This window comes from Acinetobacter sp. AB03 (assembly GCF_058107045.1).
Window position 1 is genome coordinate 324,673 of the sequence record NZ_JBUEBA010000002.1, and the last position, 18,288, is coordinate 342,960.

General features: G+C 42.2%; 18 protein-coding genes. 13 read left to right on the forward strand and 5 right to left on the reverse strand.

Features of this window, described 5'->3' with window-relative positions:
- Nucleotides 1-229: 229 nt before the first annotated feature.
- From ACY3FQ_RS01795 to ACY3FQ_RS01815, 5 genes are read left to right on the forward strand one after another with little or no spacing between them, the layout of a single operon-like run.
- A complete protein-coding gene (locus ACY3FQ_RS01795; protein WP_004691369.1) occupies nucleotides 230-1,048 on the forward strand; it encodes an ABC transporter ATP-binding protein in 819 nt (272 codons plus the stop codon).
- Nucleotides 1,045-1,824 carry a lipid asymmetry maintenance ABC transporter permease subunit MlaE gene (gene mlaE, locus ACY3FQ_RS01800; protein WP_004691368.1) on the forward strand — a complete coding sequence of 260 codons (780 nt, stop codon included), beginning with the start codon at nucleotides 1,045-1,047 and terminating at the stop codon, nucleotides 1,822-1,824. The genes ACY3FQ_RS01795 and mlaE overlap by 4 nt, the downstream gene beginning before the upstream one ends.
- Nucleotides 1,824-2,498 carry an outer membrane lipid asymmetry maintenance protein MlaD gene (gene mlaD / locus ACY3FQ_RS01805; protein ID WP_224468200.1) on the forward strand — a complete coding sequence of 225 codons (675 nt, stop codon included), beginning with the start codon at nucleotides 1,824-1,826 and terminating at the stop codon, nucleotides 2,496-2,498. The genes mlaE and mlaD overlap by 1 nt, the downstream gene beginning before the upstream one ends.
- A 20-nt stretch (nucleotides 2,499-2,518) precedes the next feature.
- Entirely contained in the window at nucleotides 2,519-3,154 is a 636-nt protein-coding gene (locus ACY3FQ_RS01810) for an MlaC/ttg2D family ABC transporter substrate-binding protein (protein WP_087527364.1), read from the forward strand.
- 11 nt (nucleotides 3,155-3,165) lie between these two features.
- The gene (locus ACY3FQ_RS01815) at nucleotides 3,166-3,453 is read left to right on the forward strand and encodes an STAS domain-containing protein (RefSeq protein WP_004691363.1); all 288 of its coding nucleotides are present in this window, start codon (nucleotides 3,166-3,168) and stop codon (nucleotides 3,451-3,453) included.
- Between the two features lie 80 nt (nucleotides 3,454-3,533).
- On the opposite strand, the gene ACY3FQ_RS01820 is transcribed toward ACY3FQ_RS01815, so the two are convergent.
- The gene (locus ACY3FQ_RS01820; protein ID WP_004691361.1) at nucleotides 3,534-4,547 is read right to left on the reverse strand and encodes a CorA family divalent cation transporter; all 1,014 of its coding nucleotides are present in this window, start codon (nucleotides 4,545-4,547) and stop codon (nucleotides 3,534-3,536) included.
- 152 nt (nucleotides 4,548-4,699) lie between these two features.
- Between ACY3FQ_RS01820 and ACY3FQ_RS01825 the strand changes: the two genes are divergently transcribed.
- Nucleotides 4,700-5,299 (forward strand): LOG family protein, encoded by a 600-nt coding sequence (locus tag ACY3FQ_RS01825; RefSeq protein WP_004977937.1) that lies wholly within the window; start codon nucleotides 4,700-4,702, stop codon nucleotides 5,297-5,299.
- Nucleotides 5,296-5,700 (forward strand): NUDIX hydrolase, encoded by a 405-nt coding sequence (locus ACY3FQ_RS01830; protein ID WP_010327611.1) that lies wholly within the window; start codon nucleotides 5,296-5,298, stop codon nucleotides 5,698-5,700. The genes ACY3FQ_RS01825 and ACY3FQ_RS01830 overlap by 4 nt, the downstream gene beginning before the upstream one ends.
- On the opposite strand, the gene ACY3FQ_RS01835 is transcribed toward ACY3FQ_RS01830, so the two are convergent.
- Together ACY3FQ_RS01835 and recG are read right to left on the reverse strand one after the other, a co-directional pair.
- Complete coding sequence (locus ACY3FQ_RS01835) at nucleotides 5,701-6,348, reverse strand: ComF family protein (protein ID WP_489773541.1); 648 nt, start codon at nucleotides 6,346-6,348, stop codon at nucleotides 5,701-5,703.
- Nucleotides 6,335-8,380 (reverse strand): ATP-dependent DNA helicase RecG, encoded by a 2,046-nt coding sequence (recG, locus tag ACY3FQ_RS01840; protein ID WP_489773542.1) that lies wholly within the window; start codon nucleotides 8,378-8,380, stop codon nucleotides 6,335-6,337. The genes ACY3FQ_RS01835 and recG overlap by 14 nt, the downstream gene beginning before the upstream one ends.
- Nucleotides 8,381-8,413: 33 nt before the next feature.
- Between recG and ACY3FQ_RS01845 the strand changes: the two genes are divergently transcribed.
- The 4 genes from ACY3FQ_RS01845 to ACY3FQ_RS01860 all read left to right on the forward strand — a co-directional run bounded on the left by ACY3FQ_RS01845 (nucleotide 8,414) and on the right by ACY3FQ_RS01860 (nucleotide 11,842).
- On the forward strand, nucleotides 8,414-9,223 hold the full coding sequence (locus tag ACY3FQ_RS01845) for an NAD-dependent epimerase/dehydratase family protein (protein WP_489773543.1): 810 nt from the start codon (nucleotides 8,414-8,416) through the stop codon (nucleotides 9,221-9,223).
- Between the two features lie 286 nt (nucleotides 9,224-9,509).
- Entirely contained in the window at nucleotides 9,510-10,010 is a 501-nt protein-coding gene (locus tag ACY3FQ_RS01850; RefSeq protein WP_489773544.1) for a hypothetical protein, read from the forward strand.
- Entirely contained in the window at nucleotides 10,003-10,728 is a 726-nt protein-coding gene (locus ACY3FQ_RS01855; protein WP_489773545.1) for a hypothetical protein, read from the forward strand. The genes ACY3FQ_RS01850 and ACY3FQ_RS01855 overlap by 8 nt, the downstream gene beginning before the upstream one ends.
- Nucleotides 10,729-10,882: 154 nt before the next feature.
- Nucleotides 10,883-11,842 carry a reverse transcriptase family protein gene (locus ACY3FQ_RS01860; RefSeq protein ID WP_489773546.1) on the forward strand — a complete coding sequence of 320 codons (960 nt, stop codon included), beginning with the start codon at nucleotides 10,883-10,885 and terminating at the stop codon, nucleotides 11,840-11,842.
- Nucleotides 11,843-11,953: 111 nt separating this feature from the next.
- Here ACY3FQ_RS01860 and plsB read toward each other — a convergent pair whose 3' ends face one another.
- Entirely contained in the window at nucleotides 11,954-14,527 is a 2,574-nt protein-coding gene (gene plsB / locus ACY3FQ_RS01865) for a glycerol-3-phosphate 1-O-acyltransferase PlsB (RefSeq protein ID WP_489773547.1), read from the reverse strand.
- Nucleotides 14,528-14,818: 291 nt separating this feature from the next.
- Between plsB and ACY3FQ_RS01870 the strand changes: the two genes are divergently transcribed.
- Together ACY3FQ_RS01870 and ACY3FQ_RS01875 are read left to right on the forward strand one after the other, a co-directional pair.
- Nucleotides 14,819-15,691 (forward strand): acyl-CoA thioesterase, encoded by an 873-nt coding sequence (locus tag ACY3FQ_RS01870; protein WP_004691343.1) that lies wholly within the window; start codon nucleotides 14,819-14,821, stop codon nucleotides 15,689-15,691.
- 228 nt (nucleotides 15,692-15,919) lie between these two features.
- Complete coding sequence (locus ACY3FQ_RS01875) at nucleotides 15,920-17,179, forward strand: dicarboxylate/amino acid:cation symporter (RefSeq protein ID WP_489773548.1); 1,260 nt, start codon at nucleotides 15,920-15,922, stop codon at nucleotides 17,177-17,179.
- A 56-nt stretch (nucleotides 17,180-17,235) separates the two neighbouring features.
- Here the strand turns inward: ACY3FQ_RS01875 and ACY3FQ_RS01880 are convergent, their stop codons facing one another.
- A complete protein-coding gene (locus ACY3FQ_RS01880; protein WP_489773549.1) occupies nucleotides 17,236-18,180 on the reverse strand; it encodes a metal-dependent hydrolase in 945 nt (314 codons plus the stop codon).
- Nucleotides 18,181-18,288 lie beyond the last annotated feature (108 nt).

The following is an 18,288-nucleotide window of genomic DNA, read 5'->3' on the forward strand; positions in this document are numbered from 1 at the left end:
CACATTATCTCGGACTCTTTTTGCTGATTTGTAACATTCTTTTCTTTGTCTATAGTCGTTATGGATGAAGCAATTCATCTTATGTAGCTTGTTTTCGCCGTTCAAATAAATATAAATACAACCAACTGAAATCAATTCGTGCACAAAATTAGACACGGAATACGCTAACATATCGTTTTTTAATCCTTTATAGTATGCATGCTGAAAAAATGCAGGAAAACGCACAGCTATGAATAATCAAGCGCCTCTGACTGCTCAAGCCCTCATTGAGGTCAAAGACCTGAGCTTTAAGCGAGGGGAACGTGTCATTTATGATCAGGTCAATTTAAAAATTCGACAAGGTCAAATTACGGGCATTATGGGACCATCGGGTACAGGTAAAACCACTTTACTGCGTTTAATTGGCGGTCAATTGACGCCTGACCAAGGTGAAGTGCTTTTTGATGGGCAAAATATTGCGAAAATGTCACGCAAAGAGTTATTCGCTGCGCGTGCGCGTATGGGTATGCTTTTTCAAAGTGGCGCATTGTTTACTGATATGTCGGTATATGAAAATGTGGCCTTTCCGATAAGAGCACATACCAAGTTGCCAGAGCATTTACTGTCAGAAATTATATCTTTAAAACTCGAATCTGTCGGCTTACGTGGTGCAGAACAGATGATGCCTTCTGAGCTCTCAGGTGGGATGAACCGTCGTGTGGCTTTGGCACGTGCAATTGCACTGGATCCTGAGCTGATCATGTACGATGAGCCATTTGCAGGACAAGATCCAATTGTGAAGGGTGTACTCACACGTCTGATTCGATCATTGCGAGAAGCTCTTGATTTAACAACAATTATTGTCTCGCATGACGTGGCTGAAACCTTATCGATCGCAGACTATATATATGTTGTTGCTGAAGGTAAGGTGCAAGGTGAAGGCACGCCTGAACAGTTACAGGCGAATGCCTCTCCGTTTGTTAAACAGTTTTTAACAGGTGCAGTTGAAGGGCCTGTCGATTATCAATTTAGCCATAAGGCATATCTAAATACTGAGGTGCAAGCATGAATGCGATAGCACTCTTAGGTCGACGCGTGATTGAACGGGTTCGCGGCATTGGTGTTGCCAGCCTGATGTTATTACAAATTTTATTTTCGATGCCCACTGCTTTAGGTGTTCGGTTATTTGTTTACCAAATGTACCGTGTTGGTGTGTTATCGCTGCTCATTATTGTGGTGTCAGGGCTATTTATTGGTGCTGTACTGGGGTTACAGATGTATAGCATCTTGGTGACCTTTGGTAGTGAAGCGATGCTGGGTACAGCGGTTGCTTTGACCTTACTTCGTGAGTTAGCACCTGTGGTTGCAGCATTGCTGTTTGCAGGTCGTGCAGGTTCTGCGTTAACGGCTGAGATTGGTTTAATGAAAGCCACAGAGCAGCTGTCCAGTATGGAAATGATCGGGGTTGATCCACTTAAACGTGTGATTTCGCCGCGACTTTGGGCAGGTATTTTTAGTTTGCCGATGTTGTCTGTCATCTTCGCTGCGGTGGGGATTATGGGCGGTAAAATGGTGGGTGTAGACTTCTTGGGTGCAGATGAAGGCTCTTACTGGAGTGGCATTCAAAGTAGCGTAGAGTTCTATAAAGATGTCCTGAATGGCACCATCATTAAAAGTTTTGTTTTTGCTTTAATTTGTACATGGATTGCGGTGTATCAAGGCTATGCCTGTGAACCGACATCTGAAGGTATTGCGACATCAACCACACGCACTGTGGTGTATTCATCGCTCTGTGTTTTAGGTTTTGATTTTGTGTTGACTGCGGTCATGTTTGGAGGTGTTTAATGAAATCACGTGCAAGTGAGCTGGCAGTCGGCATATTTGTCATTTTATTCGGTATCGCTTTGTTTTTTATTGCGATGCGAGTGAGTGGCTTGGTGGGATCAAATCTCAGTGATCGCTATGAAATGAGTGCAACCTTCGATAATGTAAATGGTTTAAAACCACGTGCGAAAGTGACGATGAGTGGGGTGAAAATTGGTCAAGTTGATCAAATTAGCTTAGACCCTGTGACACGTTTAGCGACTGTTTCTTTTTCGTTGGATGGTAAATTAACGACCTTTAATGCAGCACAACTCAAAGAAGTTGAAAAGAATGCACTTGAAGAGCTTCGTTACAGTAGCGACTATACCTCTGCGGATGCTGCGCAACAAAAAGAAATGGAAAAGCAACTTATTGCGAACATGAAGTCCATCACCAGCATTGATGAAGATGCTTATATTATGGTGGCAACCAATGGTCTGCTAGGGGAGAAGTACTTGAAAATTGTTCCAGGGGGCGGTTTGAACTACGTGAAACGTGGTGAAAGCATTGGCAATACCCAAGGCACAATGGACCTAGAAGACTTAATTACTAAATTTATTACGGGTGGTGCAGGTAAATCGAAAGATGCTTCAGCAACAACTGAGCAACCTGAAACCGCTGAAACAGCAGATGCCAATGTGTCATTTGTTGAATGATTTGAAGAGGACCAATTGTAGTGAATACTTTATTGAAACAAACACTGACAGCTAGCATTTTAACTACAATGTTTGCAGGTACTGCTTTTGCAGCACCAAGTGAAGCACCACCTGCTTTTGTTAAAAAAGTGGCAGATGGTTTGATTGCGCGTTTAAAAGCGGATCATGCCAAACTCCAAAACAACCCAGCTGCGGTGAAAACGATTGTTCGTCAAAACTTAGACCCATATGTGGATTCACAAGCATTTTCACGTATTGTGATGGGGACTTATGCAACCAATCAATACAGTACAGCTGCACAACGCGCGAAGTTTGAAAATAATTTCCGTGAAACACTGATTGAAAATTACGGTTCTGCATTCGCGAAATTCAGCAATCAGACATATACCATCCGTCCGTATAAAGAAACGAACAGCAAAAACCCTGTGGTGACGATCGACTTTAATAACAAAGGCGAAAAAATCCCAGTGTCTTTCCAGTTAGCGGATAAAGGCAACCAATGGAAAATCCGTAATATCAATGTGTCGGGTATAGACCTTGGTTTACAGTTCCGTAATCAGTTCGCGGCAACGGTTAAACGTAATGGCGGCGACCTAGATAAAGCGATTGCAAACTTCCAACCTGATGCAGAAGCAGCGGTTGAAAAGAAAAAATAAGTAGGTGAAAGGTGATTAACTTTAGCAATCAGGAAATGCAGCTTTCAGGTCAGATTACATATGACAATGCTGAAAGCTACTATCAACAAGGTTTAAAAGTGATTCAGTCACAGTCTTATCCTGTGGTGGTGAATCTGGCCCAGCTTGAGCATGGTAGTACATTGGCACTGGCGGTTTTGGTGCGTTGGTTACGTCAAACACCCGATGCACATAGTTTACATTTTAAAGCTGTACCTGAAAAAATGATGAAGGTAATTCAAGCCTGTCATTTACAGGATGACTTAAAGTTAATCCCTTAAATAAAAAAGCACCCTACGGTGCTTTTTTTATATGTTGCGTTTCTTAAATCTATGAGGAAAAGTAATGTCTTAATGTGTACTCAAATCCATTTTTTCCAGCGGAAGTAAATAAGCGGACCAATCAGGAACGCCATTAAGATCAGGCTCACCACAATAAAACTGGTGCCGCCTTTGGCAAAAGGCAACACGTCGGTGTTCATACCGTAAATACTGGCAATCAGCATCGGTGGAGCGAGCATACTGGGTAAGATAGAGAAGCGACGAATCGTGTCATTCTGCTCGGTGTTAATGAAGCCTGAGGTGGTGTCCAGTAAGAATCGCACTTTTTGGAACAAGAAGGCATCATGCTCAACCAGTGAGCGAACGTCTTCACTGAGCTCTCGAATATCCGCATCATAAATATGACTACCTAAAGCACGCGGGCGTGATAAAAAGGTCAGTACACGGCGTAAGTCAATCAAACATAGTTGTGCTTTTCCAAGCATATCTTCCAAGTGTGCCAGACGGGTAATCATGTCATCTAAGTCGAGAATCATCTCGCGGTGACGGTTATTCAGTACTTCTGTGGAATACTTTTCCAAGTCCTTGTGGATATCTTCTAAGATATCAGCAAGCTCATCCAGCTTCGCCTCGAGTAAACCGAGTAAGATCCACGTTGGATCTTTATAGTCAATTTCGTAGTCATTGCGGCGCGCACGTGCACGAAAGGCACGGAACGCCACCAATTTTTCCCCACGAAGGGTAAACAGGCGTTCTTTATGCAAAATGAAAGCCACAGTTTGTACCGTGGCAAGGGCACCGCTGCTTTCTTCAGGCTCACCATCGACTTGATAGTTTTTATTTTTCGTTAAAAAATACGTACTGATATGCAAAATACCGTCGTCATCACGGTAGAATCGAGCTGAAGATGAAATGTCTTCGAGTGATTTTAGCGTAGGTAAATTTTGTTCATATGCATCTAAAATCCACTGTTGTTCTTCTTGGGAGGGAGCAATGAGGTCAAGCCAGACCAAATCGGGCTGAAGATCGAAATCGCCATTAATGGTGATGTCTTCTAAGCTACCGCGCTCTGTGGCGTAAAAGGCTTCAAGCATGCCGTCTTTCTCCTTTGCGCAGTAATGGTTGAAGTGGATGGGTGTATTTTAGACAAGGATTGCAATAAAAACACTGATCGAATGGTTAAATTGCTAAAAAATATCCATTCATTTTAGTGAAGTTGCATGACAATTAAATATCAGAGTAAAAAATGACAAATTCAATTGCGATCTTTTGTGGTTCCGCATTAGGTTCAGATCAAATCTTTTCCGAAACAGCACGTCAGGTTGGACACACCATTGCAGAACAAGGCAAAACCTTAGTCTATGGTGGTGGTCGTTCGGGCTTAATGGGTATTGTGGCAGACAGTGCTTTAGAGGCAGGTGGTCAAGTGATTGGCGTGATTCCACACGTGCTGGTGGATCGTGAGTTGGCGCATCAAGGCCTGACCGAGTTACATGTCGTCAAAGACATGCAAGAGCGTAAACTGAAAATGTCAGCTTTGTCGGATGGATTTATTGCAATGCCTGGCGGCGCAGGGACTTTAGAAGAAATTTTTGAACAATGGACGTGGGCGCAGCTCGGCATTCACCTTAAGCCGAATGCCTTTTTAAATGTAAATGGCTTTTATGATGATTTACTTAAATTTCTAAAGATGACCACTGACAAAGGCTTTACCCATGCACGCTTTACCGACAGCCTGATTGTGTCGGATTCGGTGAAAGCCATTTTAAAGCAGATGGATCAGTTCCAAGCACCTGAACCGAAGTGGGGCATGGTTGATCCTGAGTTGTTGGATGTCAAAGCATGAAGGTGATTACGGTCGCTGCGGCTATTATTGTGAATGAACAGCAGCAGCTTTTGTTGGTGCGCAAGCAGAACACCGCATGTTTTATGCAAGTGGGCGGTAAACTTGAGCCCAATGAAGCACCTGAGCAAACCATGCTGCGTGAGATTCGGGAGGAAATTGGAAGTGATGCGACGATTGAACAGTTTGTTGGTCGTTTTGAAACAGCCACCGCCAATGAACCTGATTTTAAATTGGTGAGCTATGTTTACCATGTTCAGCTTCAGCAAGCGCCACAAATTGCGGCTGAAATTGCAGAAATGAAATGGGTCAGTTTGAATGACCAGCAGACTGCACTTGCACCGCTAACCACTGAGGTGGTCATGCCATGGGTACGTGAACATTTGATGATTGACGTAGTCTAATTATTCAAGTGCATAGGCAATACACGCGGCGCTGACTTTATGACAACCCAATTGTTCAAGCTGTAAAGTCAGGGCCTGAATCGAGCTGCCTGTGGTCACGACATCATCCAAAATCAAAACACGTCGGTAGCGTTTTGCGTACTGGCGTTGCTGTGGATCGATTTTAAACTGTTGATGAATTTGATCTAAGCGTTCCAGTCGACTGAGTCCTTTTTGTGAATGTTGATGCAGTCGTATCACAGGCTGCCAAATGGGAACATTGAACTGCTTGGCTAAGTCTTTGGCGAGGATCATCGATTGGTTATAGCCACGTTCCGCTAAACGCTGAGTCGAAATCGGCATCGGAACAATTGCTTGTACTTTAGGTAAGTGAATTTGCTTAAGAATGCCTGACAGTAGAGGCTGCCAATGCAGTTGTTGTTCATATTTGAACTGCTGAATAAGATGGTCTAAAGGATATTGATACTGTCCTGCGACATGAATGCTCAGCTCTTGTTTTTCAACGGTCTGTGGATGCAGTGGAAGTTGTTGCCAGCAGTCCAGACAGACCGAATGCAGATCTGCGCGTACAATGCCGCACAACTGACAAGGCTGTGCTTTGTGTAGCATCTGTTTGGCGGTGTGCAGTAAATGACTAAACATAGGCATAGCGTGGTGCTTCAGGCAGCCAGCGTTTCAGTAAGGCTTCAGCGTTTTTCGGATAGTCCTTTAAAATCTGCGCTGCGACAAAATGGGCTTGATTGAGCAAATGATCATCACGTTCTAGTTTCGCCACACGAAAGCCCATATCACCCGTTTGTTTGGTGCCGAGCAATTCACCGGGGCCGCGGATTTCCAAATCTTTTTCGGCAATTAAAAAGCCATCATTGGTTTCACGCATGATGCGTAGGCGTTCTTGTCCATTTTGAGACAGCGGGCTTTTATATAATAGGGCACAAAAACTAGCCTTGGCACCTCGACCGACACGGCCACGTAATTGGTGTAATTGAGAGAGTCCTAAACGTTCCGCATTTTCAATCACCATGATCGAAGCATTTGGTACATCGACTCCCACTTCAATCACTGTGGTCGCAATCAAGAGTTGTAATTCATTGGCTTTAAACTGTTGCATCACTGCTTGCTTTTCATCGGCTTTCATTTTGCCATGTACGAGGCCAATGTTGAGTTCGGGGAAACGTTCTTTAATTTCTAAATAGGTCGCTTCAGCAGCTTGAGCATCTAAGGTTTCAGACTCTTCAACCAAGGTGCAGACCCAGTAAGCTTGTTTGCCTTCTAGGCAGTTGCTGGCAATACGTTGTAAGACTTCCTCTCGGCGGTCGAGCGGAATAGTCACGGTTTGAATCGGCGTTCGTCCAGGTGGAAGTTCATCGATCACAGATGTGTCCAAGTCTCCATAGGTGGACATGGCTAAAGTTCGTGGAATAGGCGTTGCGGTCATGACCAATTGATGTGGGGTCATATTTTGTGCGCCTTTATTACACAGGGCTAAACGCTGATCGACCCCGAAGCGGTGCTGCTCATCAATAATTACTAATCCAAGTTTGGCAAAGCGGACATTGTCTTGAAACAAGGCGTGTGTACCCACCACCAGATGCGCTGTGCCATCAACTATGGCTTGTTCGGCTGCGGCACGGGCTTTGCCTTTTTGTTTACCTGAAAGCCAAGATACACTGAGTCCCAAAGGCTCAAACCATTTTTTAAAATTGAGATAGTGTTGTTCCGCCAAAATTTCAGTCGGTGCCATTAACGCCACTTGCCAACCGTCTTCTAAGGCATGACAGGCTGCGACTCCAGCGACCAAGGTTTTGCCTGCGCCGACATCGCCTTGAACCAAACGTAACATCGGTTTATTGAGTTTTAAGTCTTGTACGATTTCTTTGGAGACACGCTTTTGTGCATTGGTCATTTCAAAAGGCAGACTGCTGAGCAGTTGTTTGGCAAACTGACGACTGGCAGAAATACGCGGCGCTTCAATTTGTTGGATATAGGCGCGACGGCTTAATAGACTGACCTGATGCGCAACCAACTCTTCAAAAATCAGTCGTTGTTGGGCAGGGTGTGAGCCTTGGCTCAGTTGCAGCATATTGGCATCGACTGGAGGATGATGGATGTAGTCTAATGCCTGTTTAAGTGCATAGCCATTGGTAAATTTTGCAGGCAGCAGTTCAGGTAAATCATCACTGTGCTTGGCTAAAGCCTGTTTGATGTATTCACGAAATTTCGGCTGAGTCAGACCTTCTGTGCTGGGGTAAATCGCAGTCAGTTGAGTTTGTGGAAGCGGCGTATGTTCTGTAATGAGTTGAATTTCTGGATGATACATTTCTAAGCCACGCGCACCCACGCGGACTTCACCAAAAATGCGTAGACGGTTACCAACTTTTGCGCGGTCCGTTAAGCCTTTATAAATATGGTAAAAGCGCAAAGTCACTTTGCCAAAGTCATCTTGCAGTCCAATCGCCATCGATTTACGTTTACCCGGCGGGAAGTCCACGCCTTGAATCGTTCCTTCGAGTAGGTAGCTACGCCCAACAGTCAATTGGTTCATGGGGATGATCGTGCTACGATCTTCATAGTCTCGTGGCAGATGAAACAGCAGATCATCTGTAGTGAAGAGATTCAACTTTTCAAGTAGTGCAGCAGAGGCAGCTCCGACCCCCTGCAACTGATGGACTGCAGCCATGTCCCCTCAACTTTGTCTGTGATTTGGTGCTAAATGCATATTTTATTTATAGGTTATGGTAAAACATCTCAGCGTGTTGCTAAACAGTTATTTCAGCAAGGCCACCAAATTACCACAATTAGCCGAAGTCCGAAATCAGATGATTGGGCTGAGCATTTGACTCAAGATATTCATCAGTTGGATTTGTCTCAAGTCGCACCGATTGATGCCGTATATGTCTTACTCTCGCCTGAGAGCAGTACGGTGGAGTCGTATCAGCGAACTTTTGTAGACTCGATTGAACCCATGCTACATGCCTTAAAAAGTCATCCTTTAAAAAAAGTGATCGTGGTTTCTTCCACACGTGTCTATGGTGAAAGTGCAGGGGAGCGGGTTGATGATGACACGTGTCCCCAACCGAGCGATGCGCAAGGGCAAGTGCTATTGAACATGGAAACTTTGTGGCAACAGGCTTATCCATCTGAATGTGTGATTGTGCGTCCAACAGGAATTTATGGAACCTCAGTTACTCGTATGATTAAACTTACAGAAACTACAAAGTCTTATCCAAAACTGCATTGGTCGAACCGAATTCATATTGAGGATCTTGTTGCTTTTCTAGCACACTTGCTTCACGTGGAACATACTGAAAAGTCTTACATTTGCAGCAATAGCCAACCGCTACCTTTACATGAAATCATTCAATGGTTCCAACAGCAGTTAGGGCTACCAACTTTGGTTTTGGAAAGTGATGTGCCATCAGGCAAGCAAATTTATGCTACGCGGATGCAACAGATGAATTTTGAATTACAGCATTCACATTGTTTTGATGATTATTTGGCGTTGTTAGAAGAGCGTGAGTAAAAATAATTTTTTACTTTCACTCATAAAAAATGTGAAACGTAGCTGAAAAAATGGCTGTTGAACGTGAAGAATCATGATAAATCCGTTCTAGTGCGCTGAACTCTAGAACGGCTTGGATTAAGATATTGATGCTTATAAGAAAAATTTAAAGATTTCGTATAACGCGTATTATGTTAATTTTAGCGAAAATTAATAGTTAGTTGTATATTATCTCCACTATAATTAATTTATCTATTACAATGAAATACATAGATTAAAAATTTTAGTTTTAAAGTGAGATTTAGTAATGCAGATCGTTGGAGATGAACTACAACGTCTTGCTTTAGCAGAGCGTGACCCTATAAATTTTGATTTATTAGGAAGAAGTGCTTTTAACCGTTATTACTATGCAACTTTTTTAACAACGCGAAAAACTTTAGCGATGATGCAAAGTAATTGGAAAGGTACACCTCATGCAGAAATTCCGAATTTATTAAAAACAAATCTGAAAAAAAAAGCATCTATTCAATTAAAGGCTCAAGTTAAACAGGGTTTGATTAATTCAGCGGAACAGAGTCGAATTCAGCAGAGTATTCATGCTTTAGGCTGTGAGTTAGCCGAATTATTAAAATTTGCTTACGATGCCAGAGTCCTAGCAGACTATGAACCAGAAATTCCAATTACTCGTGAAAACAATGTTATTTTGCTTAAAACACATAAGATAACAACAGCAAAGGAATGGCCTAATAGAGCTGATACATTATGTAAGCAGCTTTTGAAGCATTGGAGGAGAATTGGACTTGCTTAATAAAATATGGGAAGCGTTAGAAGACAGCCAATATAAAGACTGTATTTCTGAAATAGCAGAAAGATCATCAGATGATTCTTTTATCTTACACATTCCCATTGATCGTGTAAGTGAGAGCGCAAAAGAAGGTTATATTTCAAGAATTCAGCTTGAAAAGCTACTAAAAAATTTAAATGAAAAATTTTCACATAAATTTGATTTTTTACATGTTGAGTCTGAAAAATTAAATAATTTAGTTAAAGGAATTGATTTAATTTTAAAGGCTGAGTTTGGTGATTTTATAGAAGATATTAACTTTACATTCCTTTCTGCAGAAAAAATTAATCTAGAAATCTATATTCAAAATTTAGATGCTGATACTCAATCTAATTTAGATAAATTCATAATATCTGTATTTGAAACCTCAAACATCCAAGTCGCTAATATAGAATGGATTGGTGAAATCGAAGAATATCCTTCAGTAATGGAAATTCTGATCGCCTTGAAAGAAACACAACCAATATCTCTTGAAAATCTAAACTCAAAACTTAGATTGACAGATCCGAAATGGTTAAACAGACAACTAGATAAGTTGATTAAAAAAAGCTTATTAGTTCGAGATAACTCTTCTAAACAATATGCTCTTACAGGTAAAGGTTTAGGAATTATTCCTAATATTACTAATAACTCAAACTCGGATATAAAAAGAGCACTTTCATTGGGTTATAGAAAGTGGTAGATTACTAACTAGGAGCGGTGTAACAGTTACGCTAGGGTATGTATCATACCCGCTTGCGAAGGCTAGACACAGAATCACTAATGGACTTGAGTCCAAAAGTGCTTCGCCCTTGTGGACTCAAGTCCATTATTGAAACATATCTGAGAATTGTGTCATGAATGCCCCACCGCTCCTAGTTTCTTTCACTTCTGTTGAAAAGTACATTGAGGCATTACCTGAAAAACATAGAGAAAGCTATGCAACCGATATTATAGCGCTCTATTCCCAAGGATTCCCTCCAGTTGTTTCTAAATCATGCTTAGCAATCCTTTTTGGGTTCTCGAATGACTTCATCTATACATTAGCTACTAAACCGAATAAATTTTATAGATCTTTCTCCATTAGGAAAGGTAAAAAAACACGACAAATTTTTGCACCTAAAGTTGGTTTAAAAGTAATCCAAAAATGGCTTGGGAGTCATTTGAGTAATGCTATTGAATTCCAACCTCATGTTCTTGGTTTTGTTAAAGGTAAATCCTTTGCAGACGCTTCTAAAATTCATATAGGAGCAAGGTGGGTGTTATCAATAGATATTATGGATTTTTTTCCTTCTATTAATAAAACTAATGTAATTCAATCGTTACTATCAGAAGGTTACTCTCAAAAATCAGCTGAATTAATTGCAGATTTATGCTGTTTGAATAATGTATTAGCCCAAGGCTCTCCAGCAAGCCCAGTTCTATCTAACTTATTTATGAAAGAGATAGACCTTAAATTAGTTCAACTAAGCCAAACGTATAATGTTTGTCTTTCCCGCTATGCTGATGACATTACCTTTTCAGGAATAGAAGATTATCCTGAAAGTCTTCTTCACGAATTAAAAGTAATCTTCAATGAAAGTGGCCTTAGCTTAAATACGAAGAAAAATTATTTTGCAGATGCTTCACAAGGGCAAAGACTAATGGTACATGGCCTATTAGTTAAACAAGACAAAATTGCTTTGACCAAAAATTATAGAAATAAGCTAAGAGCTTATAAGCATATGATAGAAAATAATAAAGTCGCTGAAAAAGATATTAGAAGATTAACTGGTCATATTAATTTCTCAGAATTCATTGAATCTAGCCCAAACTAAATCTTTTTATTTAACACAAAATCTCATCTACGAAATAGACTTTAACTTTTATTCATAGACTTACAGCACAGGCATCTACATTTGGTAGATACCTATGCATTTAAGAAAAAATTACTTTTTCTTACGTTTCAAACGCTTCTTCGCTTGTTCAGCAGCCACTTTGTCTAGCGTGTCTTTCAGTTCTTCATCGCTGAAAGTGGTGATGTGTTGCAACATTTGTAGCGTGACATCATCCAGTACCAAGTTGGCATATTCAGCAACGTTTTGGAAGTTCTCATCAAACACGATCGCGTTGTCTGAGTTTGTGCTGATATAACCCTGTTGCGTCAGCACTTTAATAAAGCTTTGGAACAGGGCTTTATCAAAGAATTCAGGTGAATTGAACTCATATAGGACAGACAGACGCTGACCCACCAAATGACTGAGCTCTTCCACCTGACGTGCTGAAATATTCCCAGAACCACGCTGTGTAATCAGCGCAAGCGTCATGTAGTAACGTTCAAGACTCTGCATGACTGGCGCTGCCAATACCACCAACTGGTTATGGTCTTCGCTGTTTGGAGCAGGAGAAATCAAGTGGCCTTCGGCATCTTCAGAAATCAGTTTGGCTTGAATCAAACCATCTACATAAGCACAGATTTGATCTTTGAGTTCAGCATCTTCCCATTTTAAAAACAGTTCTGCTTTTAAGAATGGATACAGCGTGCGAATTACATTGATTAAATCACCACGGCCAATGGTTCCATTATGTTCAACCAAAGCGGCAACGAGTGATGGCAAGACAAAGGCATGCAAAATGTTATTACGGAAGTAGGTCAGCAGTACTGCTTGATTGTCCGCAATCGCAATAATGTCACCAAGAACGTGATTGACGCGTTTGATCAGTTTCAGCTTTAAACCATAAGCAATGATTTCTTTACCTGATAATGGCGTGACCAAGAGGCGCTCATCATAAGGAAGTGTCGTCAACAACTTACGATAGGTATCGAGCTGTTTGATACAAATTTCTTCATCCAGCGTATGCTTCTCAGTGGCTAATAGAACCAAAGACAGTAATGAAACAGGATTCACCACAGCTGCACGGTTAATATTTTCTAAAATCGCATGCGCTGAACTGTTGACTGCATCAGAGACTTCTTGCGGAATTGGATCATCATTTTTAGCAATTTGTACATTCTCAGCGCCATGCTTTTTCAGCATGTCATCGAGGAAAACAGGCTCGCCAAAGTTGAGATGTACTTTACCGAAAATACGTTCAATTTTGCGCAAAGTTTGCAGAATCCCAAAGACAGATTCGGCTTCTTTGGGTTTACCGTTCATCTCGCCGACGTAGGTTGCACCTTCCATCAAGCGTTCATAGCCAATATAGGTCGGAACAAAGACAATCGGTTTGGCACGCCCACGCAAGTGACTGTGTACCGTCATGGCTAACATACCTGTCTTTGGTGGTAGCAGACGACCTGTACGTGAACGACCACCTTCGATGAAGTATTCTAAAGGCGTGTTACGCGACAAAATGCTGTATAGATACTCTTTAAAGACTGAAGTGTAGAGCGCATTACCGCGGAAAGTACGGCGAATAAAGAATGCACCACCACCACGTAGGATTTGCCCAACAAATGGCATATTTAGGTTATCGCCCGCAGCAATATAAGGCACCATCAAACCACGGTTATACACCACATAAGACAGCAGTAAATAGTCGATATGACTGCGGTGACATGGGGTATACACAATTTCGTAGTCTTTAGCCAACTCACGAACTGTATTGAAGTTATGTACTTCAACCCCGTCATAGAGCTGGGTCCATAAACGTGCCAGCGCCATTTCCGCAAAACGGATAGTTGAATGTGAGTAGTCCGATACGATTTCATTGACATAACCAATGGCACGACGTTCTGCGTCCAACATGCTAATTTTGCCGCGGATACTTTCGCGGCGAATGGCTTCTTGTACGTCATTCGATTTAATCAGTGAGTGCATCACGTTGCGGCGATCTGAAAGGTCAGGGCCGAGTACTGCTTCACGGTGTGCATCAAGCTGATTATTTAAGGTATTTAGAATGTAGGTTGCAGGCGATAAATTTGGATAGGTGGTTTTTGCAAAGTCGACCAAAGCACGTAAAGACTGACTTTCATGAAACTCTAAAAATGACTGACGACCATGTAAACCGATATTCATCAGCTGTTTCACCGTACTTGGAGTTGCCCAAGTGTCGGTAAATAACAATTTAAACCAAGAGTCTTCTTTATCTGGTGAACGTCCCCACAGTACCGTCACAGGTACCAGTTCCACGTCTAAATCGGGTTGTTGTTCTAAAGCTTCAACGAGACGTAATAAGCGCGGTGGAAAGGTGTGTGGTGAAGGGTTAAGTAAATTATTTTCATCGTTATGCTGTAAAAACACGATCGATGCTTTTTCTTGATGTGTCCCCACGACCAAAGGGTCGAGTGCAGGAGCAAGCTTTAAACGACGTGTTTCACCATCCACCAACAACGCATTACTGCGTGAGTGATTTTGAAGCACATAACAGACAATTTTTTTGGGATGGCCTGAAGCTGCTGGGTCAGCATCTGTTGCTGTCGGTTCTGTTGGAACCTCACCCAATACATGTGGGGTTACTATGAGGTCAAGAAGCTTACTTGAAAGCTTTCTATACATTTGACCAAAGCCACTTTTGGACATATACACTCCTGCTTAAATGACCAATCCCGCAGTTTGTCTGAAGGGGTATTTATTTTGCGTAATTGTAAACATAAACCGTATGTCATTTCCTGACAAATTTGTTTTATATGGTGAATTTTATCGTTAAAAATCGTATTTTTAGTCGGAAATAACGAAAAAAACTTATGACAACTCAGTCAAGCAATCTATAGGGTTTTAGTCTGAATTTATGGCAAAATAGATTTTAATATCGATATCATACCTCATCACTTTACAGAAAAATCTGGTCTCTCACCATTAAGTAGGTTGCTTATGAATGCCTTAACCCAAGAGTTGGTTGAATTACTGAGCCTCGAAAAAATTGAGGAAAATATCTTTCGTGGACAAAGCCGTAATTTGGTTGGGAAGCGTGTTTTTGGCGGACAAGTCTTAGGTCAGGCCCTACGTGCGGCGTCATATACGACGGATCGTCCAGCCCATTCTTTACATGCATACTTTTTATTTGGTGGCGATGTGAACGCGCCGATTATCTATGAAGTTGATCGAATTCGTGATGGTCGTAGTTTTGTCAGTCGCCAAGTGCGTGCTATTCAGCATGGTAAAACCATCTTTATGTGTATGGTGTCTTTTGCTGACAATGAAGAAGGCCTGAATTATCAAATCGGTGAGCCTGAGTATCCAACACCCGAGTCTTTAAAGTCTGAGGCTGAACTGAAAAAAATGATGGTAGAATTTGTGCCTGAAAATGTGCGTGCAAGTTTCATGCGCGATCGTCATGTGGAAATTCGTCCGATCAATCCACAGAACCCTTACCAGCCGCAGCCTGAAGCACCTGTGTATGCGCACTACATTCGCACGCATGACCGCATTGCAGCAGAAGTGGATGAGATTTCGTTGCATCAGGCGATTGCAGCATTCTATTCAGATTTCACTTTAATGACCACGGCACTGCGCCCACATGGTTTAAGTTATCTTTCGCCAAGTTTGCAGTGTGCGAGTATCGACCATGCTATGTATTTCCATAAGCCGTTTCGCGTGGATGACTGGATGCTGTATGACATGGATGCCACAGTCAGTGCCAGTTCACGAGGTTTAAACTTTGGACGAATGTGGCAAAACGGTGAGTTGGTGTGTAGCACTACGCAAGAAGGTTTGATTCGTCTCCGTGAAATCGAAGCCCAATAAAGCCTGATCATAAAAAAGCTGAGTGATATGACTCAGCTTTTTTATGGCTGATTTTATGACTGAAAGGTGGTCAGGGCAGAGCTAGAAGTTGAGCTTCAATTGTAATTGTCTCACCTCTTGGAGAGAGGTGTATGGGGAAATGTGCAGTACTTGTGACAAAAAAATGCTCGATTCTAGTCCATTCACATGGCATAGTTTCCCAAAGAAATCTTTGAAAAGCATGAAGCTATGAGCTTAAACACGCAAATTCTAATTGCCGCGATCTTCGGGGTCATCTTCGGATTTATTTTAAATCTTTTCCCTGAGACCGCTTTTTTAGAGATGAGTTTGTATGGCATCGGGGTGGTCAGCAGTATTTTTATTGGTTTATTAAAAATGCTCCTGATTCCTCTCATTTTTAGCTCAATTGTGGTGGGGGTATCCAACTTACAAGCGGGCGGTCAGCTCTCCCGTGTTTGGAAAATTACGCTGGCATGTTGTGTCACCACCACGACTTTGGCCTTGATATTGGGTTTAAGCTGCGCGCATTTATTTGAAGTCGGCAAAGGTGTCGATATCGCCATGTTCCAAGATGCCATGGTCTCTCATCAAACGCCAGATACGCTTACGCCATCTTCGTTCTTCACCAACTTTATTCAAAATACGCTGATTAACCCGTTCAAAGCTTTTGCCGAAGGCAATGTTTTAGCGGTGGTGGTTTTTGCATTATTCATAGGTGTGGCACTGGTGAAAGGCGGCGAAAAATTCCGTACGGTACGTAAGCTAAGTCAACAGTTCTTTGACATCATGATGTTGATGATTGGTTGGGTGATGAAGCTAGCCCCGCTAGGAATTTTTGCCTTACTTGCTAAGTTGATTGCAACCGAAGACATTTCTGTATTGAGTCGTTTGGCTGAGTTTGCGGCTGTGGTAACAGGCACCACTATTTTTCATGGTCTGGTGGTCTTGCCGCTATTACTATGGATTTTTGGCAAGATGAATCCGATGACCTTTTTTAAAGGTACACGTGTGGCGTTGATTACTGCTTTTGCCACCAGTTCAAGCTCGGCGACCATGCCTTTATCACTCAAGTGTGCGCAAGAAAATCTCGGTGTGCGTCCACAAACGGCGGGCTTTGTGATTCCGTTGGGGACGCAGCTCAATATGGATGGTACTGCGCTGTATGAGGCGGCGGCAGCTTTGTTTATTGCTAACTTGATGGGACTAGATTTGACCTTGAGTCAACAGTTGGTGGTGTGTCTGACGGCAATGATTGCTTCTTTAGGTGCTCCAGGGATTCCGAGTGCAGGCATGGTCACCATGATTATGGTATTGCAGTCTGTAGGGCTTCCTGCTGAAGCGATTGCGATTTTATTGCCGATTGATCGCTTGCTGGATACCGTACGTACTGTGGTGAATGTACAAGGTGACATGATGATTAGTGTGGTGGTAGATCGACATACCAAGGATCTGGATGCACCTTTGCCCAATTTATCGAATCCGTCTTAAGTTTTGCTCTAAATTAAAAAAAGCAGCTGATTGAGCTGCTTTTTTACTTTAGGGGATTAAGCGACTTTGAGCATGGCACGTTTAGCCACTGGGGATTGGTCTAAGTAGGCAATCGCATCTTCTGTTTTGGCTTCGTGTACAGGGTCATACCACGGCACCAAATAGCCAAACTGTTGCGACACTAACCAGAGTGGGCTTGGCAGTACTTGATGATTTCGCTTAGAAATAGAGAACCACTCACGCCAAATCCAAGGTTTAAACAGACTGGGTTGAATCGACTTAAAGCGGTCATCTTGTTTCATAATATGGGCTGCACCATCGACCCATAAACCCAGCACGGCAGCAATCACCACCAGACTCAAATAATAGCGCGCAATATAGCCTCCACCTAAATGTCGGTACAAATCAAATGCGACGGTACGGTGTTCAATTTCTTCTGCGCCGTGCCATTTGATCAAGTCTAACATCGCAGGGTCAGCGCCCATTTTCTCCCATTCGGTGTTGTTCAGTGCATATTTTCCAAGGACACAGGTCATGTGTTCCACCGTGGCAATAATACCGAGTCGAAACAGATCCCACTGGTGCTCAAATGCTTTGGGTACAGTGAGATCAAGTGGTTTATCGGCCAGTAATTTTCCAAATAAGAAATCCATCAACGCTAGATTACGGGAGACATCAATATTTCTTTGGCTGAGATACTCTTTATTGGCTGAGTTGTGTGCCTGCGCATGCATGGCTTCTTGGCGAATAAAGGCTTGTACATCTTGCTTCAGTTTTTCATCGCTAATTTGCGGTAAGACTTTGTTATAGAGGCGGCAGAACCAGAACTCACCTGCGGGCAGGATCATATTAATTTCATTGATGAAATAGCTGGCAAAAGGTTGGTTGGGAATCCAATCAATCGGACTGTCTTGCCACTCAAATTTAACTTTGCGGGGCTTAATTGTGTAGGCAATAGAGGAACGAATTTTGTTTTTTTTCAATCGAGACCATAATTTCATATGCTGACCTATTTTTATATGTGTTGAACTTTTTCACGAGCTGAATAAAGTCAGTATAAAAAAAAGTCCCCGATTGCGATTAGCAATAGGGGACATAGATACAGCAAT